Origin of the sequence: Sphingobium wenxiniae, assembly GCF_007830065.1 — a bacterium.
GTDB lineage: Bacteria > Pseudomonadota > Alphaproteobacteria > Sphingomonadales > Sphingomonadaceae > Sphingobium > Sphingobium wenxiniae.
Genome location: NZ_VLKK01000006.1, coordinates 211299 through 227616, shown reverse-complemented (window position 1 = coordinate 227616; position 16318 = coordinate 211299). Strand labels below are relative to the sequence as shown.

Annotated in this window: 13 protein-coding genes and 1 tRNA gene; 3 read left to right on the top strand and 11 right to left on the bottom strand. The window is 62.6% G+C overall.

What is annotated here, in order from left to right; genetic code table 11:
- Positions 1-40: 40 nt before the first annotated feature.
- From IQ35_RS10380 to hspQ, 3 genes are all read right to left on the bottom strand, one after another.
- Positions 41-1978 (bottom strand): OPT family oligopeptide transporter, encoded by a 1938-nt coding sequence (locus IQ35_RS10380; protein WP_184204886.1) that lies wholly within the window; start codon positions 1976-1978, stop codon positions 41-43.
- 141 nt (positions 1979-2119) lie between these two features.
- The gene (locus IQ35_RS10375; protein ID WP_145073198.1) at positions 2120-2911 is read right to left on the bottom strand and encodes a GDSL-type esterase/lipase family protein; all 792 of its coding nucleotides are present in this window, start codon (positions 2909-2911) and stop codon (positions 2120-2122) included.
- On the bottom strand, positions 2868-3239 hold the full coding sequence (hspQ, locus tag IQ35_RS10370) for a heat shock protein HspQ (RefSeq protein ID WP_021245463.1): 372 nt from the start codon (positions 3237-3239) through the stop codon (positions 2868-2870). The genes IQ35_RS10375 and hspQ overlap by 44 nt, the downstream gene beginning before the upstream one ends.
- A 147-nt stretch (positions 3240-3386) precedes the next feature.
- Here hspQ and IQ35_RS10365 point away from each other — a divergent pair.
- Positions 3387-3476: transfer RNA gene (locus tag IQ35_RS10365), tRNA-Ser, on the top strand.
- A 369-nt stretch (positions 3477-3845) separates the two neighbouring features.
- Here IQ35_RS10365 and cueR read toward each other — a convergent pair.
- Positions 3846-4259, bottom strand: coding sequence for a Cu(I)-responsive transcriptional regulator (cueR, locus tag IQ35_RS10360; RefSeq protein WP_145073195.1), 414 nt, complete (start codon positions 4257-4259; stop codon positions 3846-3848).
- Positions 4256-6520 carry a heavy metal translocating P-type ATPase gene (locus IQ35_RS10355; RefSeq protein WP_242003320.1) on the bottom strand — a complete coding sequence of 755 codons (2265 nt, stop codon included), beginning with the start codon at positions 6518-6520 and terminating at the stop codon, positions 4256-4258. The genes cueR and IQ35_RS10355 overlap by 4 nt, the downstream gene beginning before the upstream one ends.
- 710 nt (positions 6521-7230) lie before the next feature.
- Here IQ35_RS10355 and IQ35_RS10350 point away from each other — a divergent pair.
- Entirely contained in the window at positions 7231-7566 is a 336-nt protein-coding gene (locus IQ35_RS10350; RefSeq protein ID WP_021245828.1) for a cupin domain-containing protein, read from the top strand.
- Here the strand turns inward: IQ35_RS10350 and IQ35_RS10345 are convergent, their stop codons facing one another.
- The 6 genes from IQ35_RS10345 to IQ35_RS10320 all read right to left on the bottom strand — a co-directional run bounded on the left by IQ35_RS10345 (position 7567) and on the right by IQ35_RS10320 (position 13706).
- Positions 7567-8760, bottom strand: coding sequence for an NnrS family protein (locus IQ35_RS10345; RefSeq protein ID WP_145073190.1), 1194 nt, complete (start codon positions 8758-8760; stop codon positions 7567-7569).
- The gene (locus IQ35_RS10340; RefSeq protein WP_021245830.1) at positions 8757-11000 is read right to left on the bottom strand and encodes a nitric-oxide reductase large subunit; all 2244 of its coding nucleotides are present in this window, start codon (positions 10998-11000) and stop codon (positions 8757-8759) included. The genes IQ35_RS10345 and IQ35_RS10340 overlap by 4 nt, the downstream gene beginning before the upstream one ends.
- Positions 11001-11333: 333 nt before the next feature.
- Complete coding sequence (locus IQ35_RS10335; RefSeq protein WP_021245831.1) at positions 11334-11717, bottom strand: hypothetical protein; 384 nt, start codon at positions 11715-11717, stop codon at positions 11334-11336.
- Entirely contained in the window at positions 11714-13033 is a 1320-nt protein-coding gene (locus tag IQ35_RS10330) for a recombinase family protein (protein WP_145073187.1), read from the bottom strand. The genes IQ35_RS10335 and IQ35_RS10330 overlap by 4 nt, the downstream gene beginning before the upstream one ends.
- Positions 13030-13506 (bottom strand): DUF2924 domain-containing protein, encoded by a 477-nt coding sequence (locus IQ35_RS10325; protein ID WP_242003319.1) that lies wholly within the window; start codon positions 13504-13506, stop codon positions 13030-13032. Before IQ35_RS10325 ends, IQ35_RS10330 begins: the two co-directional genes overlap by 4 nt.
- A complete protein-coding gene (locus tag IQ35_RS10320) occupies positions 13503-13706 on the bottom strand; it encodes a hypothetical protein (RefSeq protein ID WP_145073184.1) in 204 nt (67 codons plus the stop codon). The genes IQ35_RS10325 and IQ35_RS10320 overlap by 4 nt, the downstream gene beginning before the upstream one ends.
- 298 nt (positions 13707-14004) lie before the next feature.
- Here IQ35_RS10320 and IQ35_RS10315 point away from each other — a divergent pair, with 298 nt between their 5' ends.
- Positions 14005-16263 carry a hypothetical protein gene (locus IQ35_RS10315; RefSeq protein ID WP_145073181.1) on the top strand — a complete coding sequence of 753 codons (2259 nt, stop codon included), beginning with the start codon at positions 14005-14007 and terminating at the stop codon, positions 16261-16263.
- Positions 16264-16318: the final 55 nt, after the last annotated feature.

The window sequence follows — 16318 nt, the reverse complement described above, 5'->3', positions numbered from 1 at the left end:
GGAGGGCCGCGCGCGGCTCCTTACCCGATCGCTAGCTCCCTCACCCTAGCGGCGAGCCGGCCCAGCGGCGCAGCCGGCCGTAGAGCGCCGCGATCACCCCTACGAAGATCGCCACCGCTAGCGGTGCGGCCCAATGATGCTCCGCCACCAGCGCCAGCGGCGCGTCGCTGTTGGTGGCGGCGACGATAGCCGCGAAGGCGACGCCGAACAGGCTTTCGCCGACGATGAAGCCCGTGGCCATCAGCACGCCCATGCGTTCGGCGAAATCGGGATTCGCCTGGCGCATCGCCCAGCGGTTGTAGAAATGGCCGATCAGCGCGCCCACCGGGATCAACAGCGTGAGCGCCATCGGCAGATAGATGCCCATGCCGACGGCGAGCGGCGGCAGGCGCAACTTGCCGGTCCTGCCCAGAAGCTCGTCGATGGCCACGACCACCGCGCCGATCAGCGCGCCGATGCCGATCAGCCCCCAGTCAAGGTCGCCGCCCAGCACGCCCTTCGCCAGCGCGGAGATCAGCGCCGCCTGCGGAGCGGGCAGCGCGCTGGCCTTCGCGCCCGGCGCGCCGGCAAAGCCGAAGGCGCTGTTGAGCAGGTCGAGGATCGGCGGAATGACGAGCGAGCCGAATATCACGCCCAGCACCAGCGCGACCTGCTGCTTCCACGGCGTCGCGCCGACGAGCTGGCCGGTCTTGAGGTCCTGAAGATTGTCGTTGGAAATGGTGGCGATGCCGAAGACGATGGCGGTCACGAACAGGGCATAGGCGATCAGCGCCTGCGTCCGGCCCGGATCGCCGCCCGAACCGTAGATCGCCGCGAGGATCAGCGAAGCGCCCAACACGGCCAGAATGCCGACGCCCGAGATCGGGCTGTTCGATGCGCCGATCAGGCCCGCCATATAGCCGCAGACCGAAGCGATGACGATGCCCGCGACCAGCACATAGGCCAGCGTCAGCACGATCACGGGCACGGGATTGGCGGCGATCGGCCCGCCCTGCGCGAAAATCCACAGCAAGATGCCGATGGGGATCAGCGAGGCGAGGATGGTGCCGCCGACGATGCCGATCGGGAGATCCCGCTCGGTCAGCTCCAGCAGACCCGCATTGCCGCCCTTGCGCATCCGGTTGGCGGCAAGGGCGGACCGGATGCCGCCGACGATCGGGCCGAGAATCTTGAGCAGGGTCCAGATCGCCGCGATGCCGATGGTCCCCGCGCCTATGAAGCGCGCCTTCGTGCGGAATGTCGCGCCCACCACGTCGGCCAGATCCGCGCCGGCGGGCAGAGGCGTCGTCAGCCAGGGCACGATGCCGGCCCAGCTTATCAGCAGGCCGACGAACATGGCGGCGCCCACCGACAGGCCGACCAGATGCCCCACGCCGATCAGGGCCATGGAAAAGCTGGTGGACACCGATGTCGCGCCCGCGCCGAATTTGAAAAAGGTTCCGGCCTCCTCCGCGATCAGGCGGGTCTTGGCGACGATGGAGAAACCGGCCGCGGCCAGCGCGCTCATGACGATCGCGGCCAAGCCCCGCCTGTTCTCCTCCAGCCCTTCGCGCGAACCCGCGCCGACCTTCAACACTTCGGCGGCGGCGACGCCTTCCGGATAAGGCAGATCCGATCCGGTGACCAGCGCCCGGCGCAGCGGCACGGAATACATGACGCCCAATATGCCGCCCAGCGCGATGGTGCAGGCCGACAGCCAATAGGGAAAGCCCTGCCACCAGCCGATGATGACAAGACCGGGAAGCACGAAGATGATCGCCGACAGCGTCCCCGCGGCCGATGCGATGGTCTGGACGATATTGTTTTCTAGGATCGTTCCCGTCGCGAACAGTCGCAGGATCGCCATGGAAATGACGGCCGCCGGGATCGACGTCGCGAAGGTGAGGCCGATCTTCAGCCCCAGATAGACGTTGGCGGCCGTGAACAGCAGGGTGATGAGCGCGCCCAGAATGACGCCGCGGATCGTGAGTTCCGCCATCGGTGCGGCTTTGGCCGGATCGCTTGTCAACTGATGTCCCCCGCTTCAGGCTTATATCTTTAGCCTGCTTCGTAATAATATTGCTTTCCCGTGGAGCAACAGGAAAGTTGCCCGCCGGACGTCAAATCCGCGGGGATAGCGTCAGGATGTCGCGACGGCCCGGCTATCGGCAATCTGCATGCGGTCGAGATAGGCGTCGACAACGCGGGTCCACCGATCATAGCCGCGCGCGTTCATGTGCAGTCCATCCTTTCGGAACAGGGAAGCATCCGGCAGGCCGTCGGGCGCGAGCAGCGTCCTGCCGACATCCACATAGTCGAAGCGCTGGACGCGCGCGCGGGCCGCGACGGTCATGTTGACAGCCGCCATCTTGGGCCAGAGCGTCCAGCGGATCGGGCTGGGCTTCAGCGAAAGATAGGCGATATGGGCCTTGGGATAATCGGCGCGCAGCCGTTTGAGCAACGCCAGCACTTCGCGCGCCACATTCTGCGGATCGGCGCCGCCGGCTAGATCGTTTTCGCCGACATAGACGATCACGGAGCGCGGCTTTGCATGAGGCAGCAGCCGTGGATAATAATGCAGCACGTCTCGCGTGGTGGCGCCGCCGAAACCGCGATTTACCGTCCCGACGTCGGGAAAGCTGCTGTGGATGTCCCAGAGCCGGATACTGGAGCTGCCCAGAAAAAGCGCGGCGTCGGGAACCGCCGGATCCTTCTCTTCCGCCTTGGCGAATGCCTCGATCTCGCGAGAGAAGGGGAAGAGGGGATCGGCGTTGACCCGGGCCAGGGACGTATCCGGTTCCGCCGCCTGCGACAGGGCGAAGGCCGGCAGGAAGAGCAGGGGGAGGATCGCGCACAAAAGCGTTGCCCGCCTTTGCATCCCCCCGCTTCTAGTGCCGGTGGAGCGGTCGCAGCTTGTACTTGCCGTTCGCATAAGGGCCAAACATATCGGCGATCGCCGGATGATCCACGGGTTCCTCACTGTCGTCCGTTACCAGATTTTGCTGGCTTACATAAGCGACATAGCTCGCTTCGCCGTTTTCCGCGAGAAGATGATAGAAGGGCTGCTCCTTGTCCGGCCGCAATTCGGCGGGAATCGATTCATACCACTCTTCGCTGTTGGCGAAGACTGGATCGATGTCGAAAATCACACCGCGAAATCCGAACACCCGATGTTTGACCACGTCGCCTATGCTGAACCGCGCATGGACAATCGGCGGTGCGGTAACGCCTGCGCCAAAAATTTGAATCGCGTTTGTCATGTTTCCCATTTAAGATGCTATTGCGCATGCACAAGAAAAATAGCCCTCGGGCTGCTTGGCAAGGCGGGAATCATCCGCTAATGGCGCCCCTCGACCTGGCGTGACCGGCTTGGTTCCCTGGCGGAACGAGGCATCGCGGCATTCTGCGGAGAGGTGGCAGAGTGGTCGAATGCACCGCACTCGAAATGCGGCGTGCCGGCAACGGTACCGAGGGTTCGAATCCCTCCCTCTCCGCCAACATCTCAATGCGAATCAATGAGATGCGTCTTTCGGGGGTCGAAAACCCCCAGCTTCCGCGCCGTTCTGGCATTGCCATCCGAACCTCGGAGACTGACGGAAGCGCCAAAATCAGTCTCCGATCGGCTTTCGTCTCTTTTCACCCGAACCCCGTTGGAAAAGGTTCGGGTTCAGAAAATGACGGATTTCCGGGGTTTTTCCGATCAACGGCAGCCGTACCTTTGAGCACCAATCTCGGCTGGCGCGTGTCGACAGAAAACCCGAGGTGGGTGTTCCAGAATAGCCGGAGGCTCGAGAGGGGTCGGCCAACAGCAAGATTGTTTGAAGGGCGCCTGCTTGGTCCGGGCCTGGGATGCAAAATGCTTTGCCCTACCGGTTTCTTGCTGTGCTGTTGGCGTGGTTAGACATGCGCTCAATGATTGGACAGTCTGGGCGGTCGTCGCCGTGGCAGCGTTCGGCCAGTTCCAGCAGCGTGTGGCGTAGCGCCTGAAGGACCTCTGCCTTGCGACCCAGTTCTTCGGCACGGGCCATGGCGAGGGCTTTCTCCTCGGCGCTGGCGCGCTGGCTGTTGCTCCACAGGCCAAGCAAATCGCGGATATCCTCGATCGGGAAGCCGAGATCGCGGGCATTGGCGATAAACTGGAGGCGATGGACATCGGCATCGGCATAATCGCGATAGCCGCTGTCCCGGCGCAGGGGCGCGGGGATCAGCTCGATCTTTTCGTAATGGCGGATCATCCGCTGCGAGACACCGCTGGCGTTCGAGGCCGCGCCGATGTTCACAGCCGCACCCGATTGAGCCGCAGCGCATTGGTGACGACGCTGACCGAGGACAGCGCCATCGCTGCCGCCGCGATCATCGGCGAGAGCAGGATGCCGAAGAACGGATAGAGCAGCCCCGCCGCGATCGGCACGCCAGCGGCATTATAGATGAAGGCGAAGAACAGATTCTGCCGAATATTGGCCATCGTCGCCTGGCTGAGCTGGCGGGCGCGGACGATCCCGATGAGATCACCCTTCAACAGGGTTACGCCCGCACTTTCCATGGCGACGTCGGTGCCATGTCCCATCGCGATGCCGACATCGGCTGACGCCAGCGCCGGTGCATCATTGACCCCGTCGCCCGCCATTGCGACGATCCGTCCTTCCTGTTTCAGCCGCACAACAACAGCCGCTTTCTGATCGGGCAGCACATCGGCCTCGACAGCATCGATACCGAGCTGACGCGCGACGGCTTCGGCAGTCGTGCGATTATCGCCGGTCAGCATCACCACCTTGATGCCATCGGCGCGCAAAGCGGCCAATGCTTCGGCCGTGGTCGGCTTGATCGGATCGGCAATGGCGAACACGCCCGCGGCCCGACTGTCCAGCCCCATGAAAATCGCAGTCGCGCCATCGGCACGAAGCTGCTCGGCCTGCGCCGCGAGGGACGAGGTGTCGATCCCCGATTCACTCAGGAAACGGGCATTGCCAAGCGTCACCCGCTTGCCTTCGACCATACCCAGTGCGCCCTTGCCAGTCGGCGAATCAAAGCCGCTGACAGATGGAATGTCGATGTTCCGATCCAGCGCCGCATTGACGATCGCCAGCGCCAGGGGATGTTCCGACGCACGTTCGACACCGGCAGCGATCCGCAGCAGTTCGCGTTCCTCGAAACCATCCGCCGCGATGATCCGGGTGACGGCGGGTTTCCCCTCGGTCAATGTCCCGGTCTTGTCGACGACCAGCGTGTCGACCTTCTCCATATGCTCCAGCGCTTCGGCGTTCTTGATCAGGACACCAAGCCCCGCGCCGCGACCAACGCCGACCATGATCGACATCGGCGTCGCTAGGCCCAGCGCACAGGGACAGGCGATGATCAGCACCGCTACCGCCGCGACCAATCCGTGCGCCAGGCGCGGGTCGGGTCCCCAGATGCCCCAGGCGGCGAAGGCGACGACCGCGACCGCAAGCACGGCGGGGACGAACCAGCCGGCGACCTGATCGGCCATATGCTGGATCGGCGCCCGCGATCGCTGCGCCTCGGCGACCATCTGGACAATGCGCGACAGCATGGTGTCGCGTCCGACCTTGTCGGTGCGGATCACCAGCGCGCCGCTCTGGTTCATCGTCCCGCCGATCACCGTGTCGGCGACCGTTTTCGTTACCGGCATGGATTCGCCCGTCACCATCGATTCATCGAGCGCCGAGCGCCCTTCCTCGACCACGCCATCGACCGGCACCTTTTCGCCCGGCCGCACCCGCAGCCGGTCCCCCACCGCTACCAGGTCGAGCGAGACTTCCTCTTCGCTGCCATCATCGGCTATACGCCGCGCGGTTTTCGGCGCCAGATTGAGCAGCGCCTTGATCGCCCCTGAGGTCCGCTCGCGCGCGCGCAGTTCGAGGACCTGCCCGAGCAGCACCAGCACGGTGATCACAGCCGCCGCTTCGAAATAGACAGCGACCGACCCGTCGGCGGCCCGGAAGGCCGCCGGAAACACATCGGGCGCCAGTGTCGCGACGACGCTATAGCCCCATGCGACGCCGGTCCCCATCGCGATCAGCGTGAACATGTTGAGGTTGCGCGTCTTCAGCGAGGCCCAGCCGCGCTCGAAGAAGGGCCAGCCCGCCCAGAGCACAACCGGCGTCGCCAGCACAAACTGGATCCAGGCCGACAGCTTCACGGGGACGAAATGATGCAGCGCCGGAAACAGATGGCTGCCCATTTCAAGGATAAATACGGGAAGAGCCAGCACCAGCGCGATCCAGAAGCGGCGCGACATGTCGGTCAGTTCGGCAGAGGGCCCAGTGTCCGCACTAACCAGTTCCGGCTCGAGCGCCATGCCACAGATGGGGCAAGCGCCGGGATGGTCCTGCCGGATCTCGGGGTGCATCGGGCAGGTCCAGATCATCCCCTGCGGGTTTTCCGCAGCAGGTGCATTGGACTTGTTCAGGTATCGCTCCGGATCGACAACAAATTTCTCGCGGCACCCGGCACTACAAAAATGATAGTTGTGGCCGTCATGAACCGCATGGTGCGTAGTTTTGTGCGGATCGACGGTCATGCCGCAAACCGGATCGACAACGGGGACCGTGGAATCTGCCTCGCCGTGGCCCCCACCACAACAGCTATGGGCCCCGGAATGCGCGCTATGGTTCGACTCGGCCACCAACCGTCTCCTTCAATAGCCTGCAATCTGGTGCTTGACATCTTGTCAGAGTCAATAGCCGCTGACCTCGACACAGTGTCAGGTTCGATAATCGCTTCGTCTGCTAACATCTGAATGAGAACCAATGACATGGGTCTTTTTGGGGCCACAAACCCCCAGCTTCCGCGCCATTTTGGCTACGCCGTCCGAACCTCGGATGCTGCCGGAAGCGCAAAAATCAGTCTCTAAATAGCCTTTGTCTCTTTTCACCCGGACCACATCAAGGGTTCGGCCGAAAAATATCGTTAATTTACGTCAGGTTGAACGACGTTGCCCCATCGGGTATTTTCTGCGAGAGCTCGGCACCCGCGTGCATCCGGAGACCCGAGGAGGGCGGTTTGCAGCGAAGCGGCTCGTATGGGCCTGTGACTGTCAGCGCCTGAGCGCAGTCGAATAACCTGTTTTCTTTTACGCGATTGACCAGAAAGCAGAGAGGCGTGCGAACTAGGAGACGCCTCGAGATGCTAAGGTGCGGCAGTCCGGTCCGCTAATCCCCAACGTATTTTGGTCGCCAGAAATTTTGACAGCTGATAGGCCTTCGGTACCAAATATCGAAGGAAGTTGAGATGGCACTCCAGCACGTAAAGCCCGGCGAAGTGATCCATCTGGAGGCGTTAGCTGTCGAGCGGGGCGCCACCAGGACCGCCGCGCTGGTCAAAACGGATCGGTTCGAGGCAATTCACCTCGTCGTTCCCGCGGGATCAACCATACCGCCACACCATGTGTCCGGTTATCTGACGCTGCATTGTCTGGAAGGCCACGTCACACTGGGTCCATCGGACATTGAACTCGGCGCCGGGGACTGGGTCTATCTGGAGCGCGGCGATCATCATTCTGTTCATTGCGTCGAAGATGCACGGTTGCTGCTCACGATATTGTTCGACACGCCCCCGGCGCGGTGATCAGGATTTGACGGGCCGTTCCATTGCCATACGCCCGTAAATGAATAAGAACAGCAGGAAAGCGCCGCCCCACAGACCGCCGGCCAGACGAATGCTCAGCATATAGTCGAACGGCAGCAGCGGAGCGGCGACCCGCAGCAGTGCGCCCAGATTGACCAGCATATAGACCGCGACCGTCGCGCCGTCCGCTTCCAGCGGCCGGCTGGTATGGCCGCGCGTCGCCCGCGTCATGACCGCCAGTGTCATCGCCGCCATCGCGCCGGCACCCAGCGCGTGCATCGCGCTCGATACGGGCACGATCGGCCACAGAGTGGCGGCGCCAAGCAGCAGCAACCCCAACGGCAGCCATGCGTAGGCGACATGCAGCACGAACACCAAAGGGTCGGCCACCGCACGCAGCCCGGCCCAGCGGGTCAGCCGCGCGGCGTGCAACGCGCCGGCGCCAAGCAGCAGCCAGGCCACCAGATGCGCAGCCGGTGCGAGTGTCCAGCCGGCTAGGGCGATCGCCGTGATTGCGAGCACCGCATGGTCGAACCGGTTGGCCATGATCGGCAACCCGTCCGTCTGGCCGCGCCGGACCAGCCAGTTGCGGGTGAAGGCCGGGATGATCCGCCCACCGATGATCGCGATCAGCATGAGGATCAGCGCGAAGCCGGCTCGCATGCCGATCGCCGGGTCGGCGGTGAACCCCATCGCCGCGGCATGATCCAGTCCGCAGGCGGCGGCGAACAGGAGCAGGACGATCAGGATCGGCTTGTTGCGGTTGCGCGCGGCGAATATCTGCCGCGCTGCATAGCCGAACAGCGCAAGCAGGAAGCCGACGTCGAGCACGGTGCCAACGAGCGGCGGCACATAGGCGGAAAACAGCACCGCCAGCCGGGCGGCGACCCACAGGCCGACGAACGCCGCCACCGGCCAGCCGGTCACTACTGGCCGCCCCGTCCAGTTGGGGATGGCCGCGCTCAGGAACCCGGCGATGACCGCGCCGAGATAGCCGAACAGCATCTCATGCTGGTGCCAGGCGAGCGGCTCCATCGCGGTCGGCAGCGACCACGCTCCATCCAGCGCACCGACCCACAGCGCGACGACGACCAGCGCCCAGAGCGCCGCGCCGGTGAAAAGCAGCCGGAACCCGCCTTGGAGGCATATCGGTGTTTCGGCACTGCGATTCTCTTCAGCAGTTTTCCCGATCATGCGCGAGCACCCTTTCGCCACAGGCCCAGAATCACGACCTGCCAGGCGACCGCTACAGCCCCGATGATGAACACGACATCGCCGAACGTCCGGATCCAGCGCAAGGTTTCGAGGAAGGGCTGCTGCAAGAAGGTGTCGCTGCGCGCATACCACATGCCGACGCTGGTGCTCGCCTGGAACTGGAACAGCCCGACTGGCAGCAGGCTGGTGAAGATCATCAGCACCAGACCGGCATTCAGCGCCCAGAAGCCCGTTTTCATCAACCGTTCGTTGAACAATATCTCCGAGCGCAGATAGCGCAGGATCAGCAGCACGAAGCCCAGCGACAGGAAGCCATAGACGCCGAACAGCGCGGCATGCGCATGGACGGCGGTGGTGTTGAGGCCCTGCAGATAGAACAGCGCGACCGGCGTGTTGATCATGAAGCCGAAGACGCCGGCACCCAGCATGTTCCAGAAGGCGACCGCGACAAAGCACATCAACGGCCATTTCACCCGCTGCATCCACGGCGCGCGAGTCCGGTAGCTCCAATGCTCCCACGCTTCGTAGCCGAGCACGATCAGCGGCACGACTTCGAGCGCGCTGAACGCCGCGCCGACCGCCATCACCGGCGTGGTGGTGCCGGAGAAATACAGATGGTGGAAGGTGCCGGGCACGCCGCCGACCATGAACAGCGACGCTGAGGTCAAAGCCGCCGCCGTAGCAATGCGGCGCGACACCAGCCCCATGGAGGAAAAGATGAACGCCAAGGCGGTGGTCGCGAAGACCTCGAAGATGCCTTCCACCCACAAATGCACCACCCACCAACGCCAATATTCCATGATGGTGATGTGGGTGCGTTCGCCGTAAAACAGGCCGGAGCCGTAGAACAGCCCGATGGCGACAACCGAGACGCACAGCAGGGCGATGAGGTTCTTGTCCCCGTCGCCGCGCAAGGCCGGGATCATCGCCCGCAGCATCAGGCCGAGCCAGAACAATATGCCGATGAACAAGGCGATCTGCCACAGTCGGCCGAGGTCGAGATATTCATACCCCTGATGGCCAAGCCAGAAATTGAGTTCGGGCGGCATGGTCTGGGCGATGGCAAAATAATTGCCGGCAAAAGAACCGACGACAACGATCAGCAGCGCTGCGAACAGGATATGGACGCCAAGCGCCTGATATTTCGGGTCCTTGCCGCCGTTAATGACGGGCGCGAGGAATAGTCCCGCCGCCAGAAAGGCTGTGGCGATCCACAATATCGCGCTCTGGACATGCCAGGTACGGCTGAGGGAGTAAGGGAGCCATGACAGGTCGATGCCGTAAAAACCCTGTCCTTCGATGGTGTAATGGGCGGTCAGGCCGCCGAGGAACACCTGGAAGACGAATAGCGCCATCACGACGAAGAGGTATTTCCCGACCGCCTTTTGCGACGGGGTCAGCCCGATGGCGAGGACCGGATCGTTTTTCGGCGCTTGGGGTTCGGGCTCGTGGCTGCGCAGGAATGCCCAGCCCCAGACCAGCGCGCCGACGCCAGCGATCAGAATCATGACGCATGCCAGCGACCACATGATGTTTTCGGGTGTCGGGTGATTGCTGATCAGCGGCTCGGGCGGCCAGTTGTTGGTATAGGTTGCATTCGTTCCCGGCCGTTCGGTGGCGGTAGCCCAAGCGGTCCAGAAGAAGAAATCAGTCAGGTTCTCCCGCCGCGCCGGATCGGGCAGGGTGTTGTCCTTCATGGCGTAATTGTCGCGCTGCTGGGTCAGCGCCGGATCATTGCCGTAAAGTCGCTGATAGTGGTCGGCAACTGCAGCCATCGCCCGAGCGCGCCGGTCGGAAACGGTCAAGGTGCCGGTGTCGAGGTCGTACGTGTTGCGGCGATATTCCTGCTCCAGCCAATAGGTGAGCTTGGCCTGCTCGCCCGGCTGGAGGGCATCGAACGGCTTGCCAGCGGTCTCCTGCGCAGTGAGATCGAGCCAGGTGGTCAGTTCGCGATGCAGCCAGTCGGCGGACCAGTCGGGCGCCTGATAGGCGCCATGCCCCCAGATTGACCCGAGTTGCATTCCGCCGGTGCTTTGCCAGGCTGTCTGTCCGTCGAGGATATCGCCGCGGGTCATCAGTACCGTACCGCTGGCCGATACGACCTGCGCCGGAATCGGCGGCGGCTTCCGATAGAATTCGGTGCCGTAGAAACCCAATATGCTGAATGTGACGGCGAGGACCGCGATCAGCGTCCACCATAACTTGCGATATTCTCCCACGGCAGATCCTCTTGCAGTTTCAACGAAGCAGCCAACCGATAACAGATTGAAGGAGCGTTGTTGATGACATTCTCGTTTGCCGATCGGTGTACGCTAAATGAACGGTCGATAAGACGATTCATCGTGACTTCACTGAAAGCTAGAAAGCGCGGCGCGTCGGCCCGGCCGGCGCGATGGTCGATCCCATACACCGGCCTTGATGTGCTCGCGCGGCTTCCCGCTGCTTTCACCTCCTGGAATCATCGGCGACGCTCGAAACTAACCTGAAATTGGCGGCTTTCGGGATCTATCGAGAGCCGCCTGTTTGACCACATCGAGCGGCGAAGCGGACCTTTATCCCTGACCATATACCACCGCCTCCTGCTCCGCCCACGGCAGTTCGGCAGCGGCCGTCATGTCCTTGATCGACACGGTCGGGGCCATGCGCTGGATCAGGAGCTTTTCCAGCACGGCCGGGGCAAGATAGGCCAGTCGCAGCATGCGCCCGACATAACGATCCGAAATGCCCTCGGCTTGCGCGATATCCTGTATCGTCGCCGCTTCCCCACTCTCCAGCTTCCGCCGCCAGCTCCACGCCTTGGCGATCGCCTTCAGCACATGCGGATCCACCCCGCCGATATCCGGTGCCATGTCGGCGGGAGGCACGATCTTCGGCCGTCCGTTGCGCTTGCGGATGGTGAGCGGGATGAAAACCCGCATGGTGGTGGGGGCGCTCATGCTGCCAACTCCTGTTTCGGGGTGACCATTTCGCGGATGATCGATCCGAGACCCTCGGTGCGCAGATCGACCGCGAGGCCGTCGCTGCTGACCGTGACCCGCTCTATCAGCAGCCGGGCGATGCGGGCCTGTTCGGCCGGGAACAGCGATTCCCACAGCCCATCGAAGTCCGACAGCGCAGTGACGACTTCAGTCTCGTTGACGGTCGGGTCAGTCCGGCGCGCACCTTCAACCGCCCGCGTGACGATCTCTGGCGTGCGCAGCAGCGACCGAATGTGCTGGACTACGGCCGTTTCCACCATCCCCGCGTTGAGCCGGACGAACCCGTCGGTGCCTTCGGCAGCCCGGTTCCGGATGGCGTCCATCGAAGTATAGTAGCGATAATGCCGGCCACCCTTCTTGGTAGCGGTCGGTGTCATGGCGATGCCGGTGGTGGTGAATATCAGCCCCTTCAAGAGCGCCGGGGTCTGCGCACGGGTGTTGGCCGCCCGCTGCCGTGGGCTCTCCTGCAATATGGCATGCACCTGATCCCACAGCGGCTGGTCGATGATGGCCCGATGCTCGCCGGGATAGCTGGTGCCCTTGTGCACGGCCTCACCGAGATAGAGCCGGTTGCGGAAAAGCTTGTAGAGAAACCCCTTGTCGATCGGGCGCCCACGCTTGTTGAGGGTCCCGTTCGCCACCAACTCGCGGGTCAGCGTCGTCGCCGAGCCCAGCTCCACGAACCGTTCGAAGATGCCGCGCACCGTGGCGGCTTCGGCATCGTTGATGATGAGCTTGCGGGCGACCAAATCATAACCCATCGGCACGAACCCGCCCATCCACATGCCTTTTGCACGGCTGGCCGCGAACTTGTCACGGATCCGCTCGCCGGTGACCTCGCGCTCGAACTGGGCGAAGGACAGCAGGATATTGAGTGTCAGGCGGCCCATGCTGGTAGTGGTATTGAACGCCTGCGTCACCGACACGAACGTGACCCCGTGCCGGTCGAACACCTCGACCAGCTTGGCGAAGTCCATCAGCGACCGTGACAGGCGGTCGATCTTGTAAACGACAATCACGTCGACCAGCCCGGCCTCGATATCCTCGATCAGGGTTTTCAGGCCCGGGCGATCCAGCGTCCCGCCCGAGAACCCCCCGTCATCATAGCGTTCGCGCATGCAGGCCCAACCTTCGGCGCGCTGGCTGGCGACATAGGCCTCGCAGGACTCGCGCTGGGCATCGAGGCTGTTGAACTCCATGTCCAACCCTTCCTCGCTGGATTTGCGGGTGTAGATGGCGCAGCGCAGTCGCCGCCGGGGTGTCATCTCCGTCATGCGGCGTCCTTCCTGTTTTCCCGCAGGCCAAAGAAGCGGTAGCCGTTCCATTGCGTGCCGGTGATGTCGCGGGCGACTGCCGACAGGGACTTGTAGCGCCGCCCCTGCCAGTCGAACCCGTCCTTCAGCACCGTGATGATGTGTTCGGCGCCATCCCATTCGCGCACCAGCCTCGTGCCAATCACCGGATTGCGAGGATCGCTGATCACCGACTTACGGACCTTCTTGCCCTCAACCTCGTCGGCCAGCGCATCGAGCAGTCGAATGACCGGCTTGGAAGGCCCGCCCCAGGTCAGCTCCTGGATGCGGTAGGCCAGCCGCTGCTCCAGAAACGATCGGCTATTGTTGGGTGCCGCCGATCCCATCAGGCCCTGCCATTCTGTTTTCAGTTCCCTGACCGTCATCGCCTTCAGCGCGGCCAGCCTGGCCAGCCTGGCCAGCACCTTCGCATTGTCCTGTTTTTGCATCATCATTCTCCAATCCGGGCCTTTGCCCGGGGACGACTGACGCTCTTGGCGGGCAGGATAGCGAGCGAACTATCTCCGCTGCGCGCAGGTAAAGGACTGGACTGTTCGCGCATGCGCAGAATGCCCGCAGCGATGATGCGGCCCAACTCGGACAGTCGGGAATCCACGGACATGATGTCCGGATTGATGCCGTTTTCTCTGCTCATGCTGCCACCCCAACTTTGGTGTCTGGCAACGCGAAACATGGCCCGCGGCGTGCGGCCGAAGGCATATGATCGGGATATATCGGGTACGGGCGTTTCACTTGGCATCTCCGTCTGGCACCCGACTGGGTCGAGCGATAGTACTGAGACGGAAAAGCCAAATGACCCTGCGAAACGGGACAGTGGGTTCGCGGCGCTTCACATGAAGCTATGAATAAATCTGGAATATCATCCTTGCGCACTGCCATGCTGCCAGCAATCATTGATTGCGAATCATCTGAATAGGAAATTGATCAAAGGGGTGAGCGTGGTGTCACGAAAGGCAAATTCTATCGGTCCTCAGGTCCTGGCACTGATCGAGGACGCGCGCATCGATCTTGCCCGGGCAGCTCTTGCTCTCAGAGAGGGTGACAACGAACCGGACTTCAATTTGCCTGAAGACTGCCCCGATCAAGTGGACGAGGAAGCGGTCGAGGCGTTTCGACAAGGGCTCATCCAAACGCTATCGGACTTTGATCAGGACGAATTACGACCGGCAGAGCAGCGATCGCGTAGAATCCGGTCTCTCGCGGACAGCAAAGGTGCCACGTCCCTTACGACAATCGTCAAGCAGCAGCTCGGTGATGACCAGTCGCTGGAGTTCGATCGACAGCCCGATCGGCTTTGCAGGAGCATTTGGGTCTACCTAAACGCGCGCGAAACGTTCGAGGATGCCGAGAGTTTTCATTTTGCCCGGCAGTTCCGCGACCACGGCAAGCTCTACGACGCCTTTGAGGTTGATCTCGAAAATCATGTTGCTCTCGATGCTGTGGGAATCGACGAGGCGGTGCTGGCCACCAGGATCAAGGAGCTGCTCGAGCTCAAGCCCGAGATTTCCTGTACGGTGAAAGCGCTCGATCTGCCCGCCACCGATGCGCACCCCGCGTCCATCATGCTGATCGTCCGGCATGGCGGACCGCTGTCGAGCGTTTACAACCACCGACACGATGGACGTCGGGCAACGATTTACTACCGACCACCGAACGAGGCGACGCTGATCTACACGCCATCGCTGCGGCAGATCGAGATCTGTGCGGACAACCCGGTGGTGCGCCAGACAGTCAGCAACTCGTTTGCCGAAGTCGCACTCGGCCAGGACCTCTCCCAGAAGCCGCTGACCTGGAAGCGTTACAATCTCACGCGGTTCCGCACCTCGCTTCTGCTGCAACCTCCCACGATCGACGGCTACGAGCTCAAATTTTCCCGTGTCGTGGAAGCAGAGGTCCGGCTCGGCCACTGGGGGCGCAAGCTGCAGCTCAAAGTCACCGTCGAGGACAATATCGAGGAGGTGGCTGACCAGTACCTCGGAGCCGGGAACATCTTCCAACGCGCAGAAGCCTTCAGCCGCATCGGGATAGCGGTTGCCTATAATCGGGTCGGCGACGAGAAAGAGCGGACGCTGAACATCACGATCGCAGGCACGAAAAGCTGCAACCTGCAGAGCAAGGCGGATCCGGAAGATCGCAGCCTCGGCTTCGATCTTCTGAAAGAATGGGGAATTCTCAGTGCATTCCGACAGATTTCACCCGACGATCTGCGCGCGATCTTTCCCCAGTTGGTTCAACTCCACGACCGGGTCGAGGACGAGGTCAGCGGTGGGTATCTGCTGGAACTGGGGCTCGACGCGAGCCGACTGATCGAAGGCGGGCTACTCGAGCGGCGCGACCGGCAGGATGTGGTCCTCATCGAGGAGGACGACCTCGACGGGGAAGGCACCATCAAGCCGTCAGCGACAGGAGGCATGGTCCGTATTGTAGGCCCGTTCGGCGAGGATGCCGGCAAACGGCCAGCGTCCGATGTCGAGATGTACACGATCAACGCCCAATGGCTTCACGAGACGCTCATGCGCCTGATGAAACCGCTCCTGAGCAGGCTGGCAGCGCAGATTCTCGACCCTGACCTGACCCTTCTCGGTACGATACAGGTCGATGGCACCGAAGCGCCCATCTATTTCGCCCGGCGTCTCAATGATCCGAAAACGGCGCAGCGGCTGGATCTGGCCCTGCGCGCGCGGAACTCAGCCGGCGTCGGCATCATCCTCGCGGCAAGCGAGGAAATGCCATCGCACCTCGGCCCGAACGTGGTTATGCCGCTCCTGTCCCACCTCGCATCAGCGGACGATGAGATCCTGTTCGCTCGGGACGGCCTCGAACTCGCATATCGGAGCAGCCTTTCGCTCGCACGCGGGGGCGTGTCACCGCGGGTGGTGCGGACGAGCACACAGTCCGGTACTCTGTACATTCCGGGTAAGGAACCGCTGCACCTCGCCGGGAACGATCAGCTTACAATCTTCGAACGCCTCGTCGTCGCAGCCGGGCAAGGCAGCCCCGACATTCAGGTCAAGGCGCTGATGGATGGCTTCGACTCCAGAAGCCCCCAGCAGGCATTCCGGAAGGAGATGTGGGAGAGCATCCGGGACGTCTACATCGGCACCGGCGCCAAGCGTGGCTACTGGCGCCTGCTCGTCGCCGGACTGACGACGAAAGACGCCGTGGAATCCCCGATCGAAGAACCCGTCTGACAACGGTCTAACATGCCGCAGGCGACGGTCTGACAAAGTGCTGATTATTAGGTGT

Excerpts from the sequence above, each read along its gene's own strand:
- IQ35_RS10380 (WP_184204886.1), bottom strand. The coding sequence starts at position 1,978 with ATGGCGGAACTCACGATCCGCGGCGTCATTCTGGGCGCGCTCATCACC.
- IQ35_RS10375 (WP_145073198.1), bottom strand. The coding sequence starts at position 2,911 with ATGCGAACGGCAAGTACAAGCTGCGACCGCTCCACCGGCACTAGAAGC.
- hspQ (WP_021245463.1), bottom strand. The coding sequence starts at position 3,239 with ATGACAAACGCGATTCAAATTTTTGGCGCAGGCGTTACCGCACCGCCG.
- IQ35_RS10355 (WP_242003320.1), bottom strand. The coding sequence starts at position 6,520 with ATGACCGTCGATCCGCACAAAACTACGCACCATGCGGTTCATGACGGC.
- IQ35_RS10350 (WP_021245828.1), top strand. The coding sequence starts at position 7,231 with ATGGCACTCCAGCACGTAAAGCCCGGCGAAGTGATCCATCTGGAGGCG.
- IQ35_RS10345 (WP_145073190.1), bottom strand. The coding sequence starts at position 8,760 with ATGATCGGGAAAACTGCTGAAGAGAATCGCAGTGCCGAAACACCGATA.
- IQ35_RS10335 (WP_021245831.1), bottom strand. The coding sequence starts at position 11,717 with ATGAGCGCCCCCACCACCATGCGGGTTTTCATCCCGCTCACCATCCGC.
- IQ35_RS10330 (WP_145073187.1), bottom strand. The coding sequence starts at position 13,033 with ATGACGGAGATGACACCCCGGCGGCGACTGCGCTGCGCCATCTACACC.
- IQ35_RS10325 (WP_242003319.1), bottom strand. The coding sequence starts at position 13,506 with ATGATGATGCAAAAACAGGACAATGCGAAGGTGCTGGCCAGGCTGGCC.
- IQ35_RS10320 (WP_145073184.1), bottom strand. The coding sequence starts at position 13,706 with ATGAGCAGAGAAAACGGCATCAATCCGGACATCATGTCCGTGGATTCC.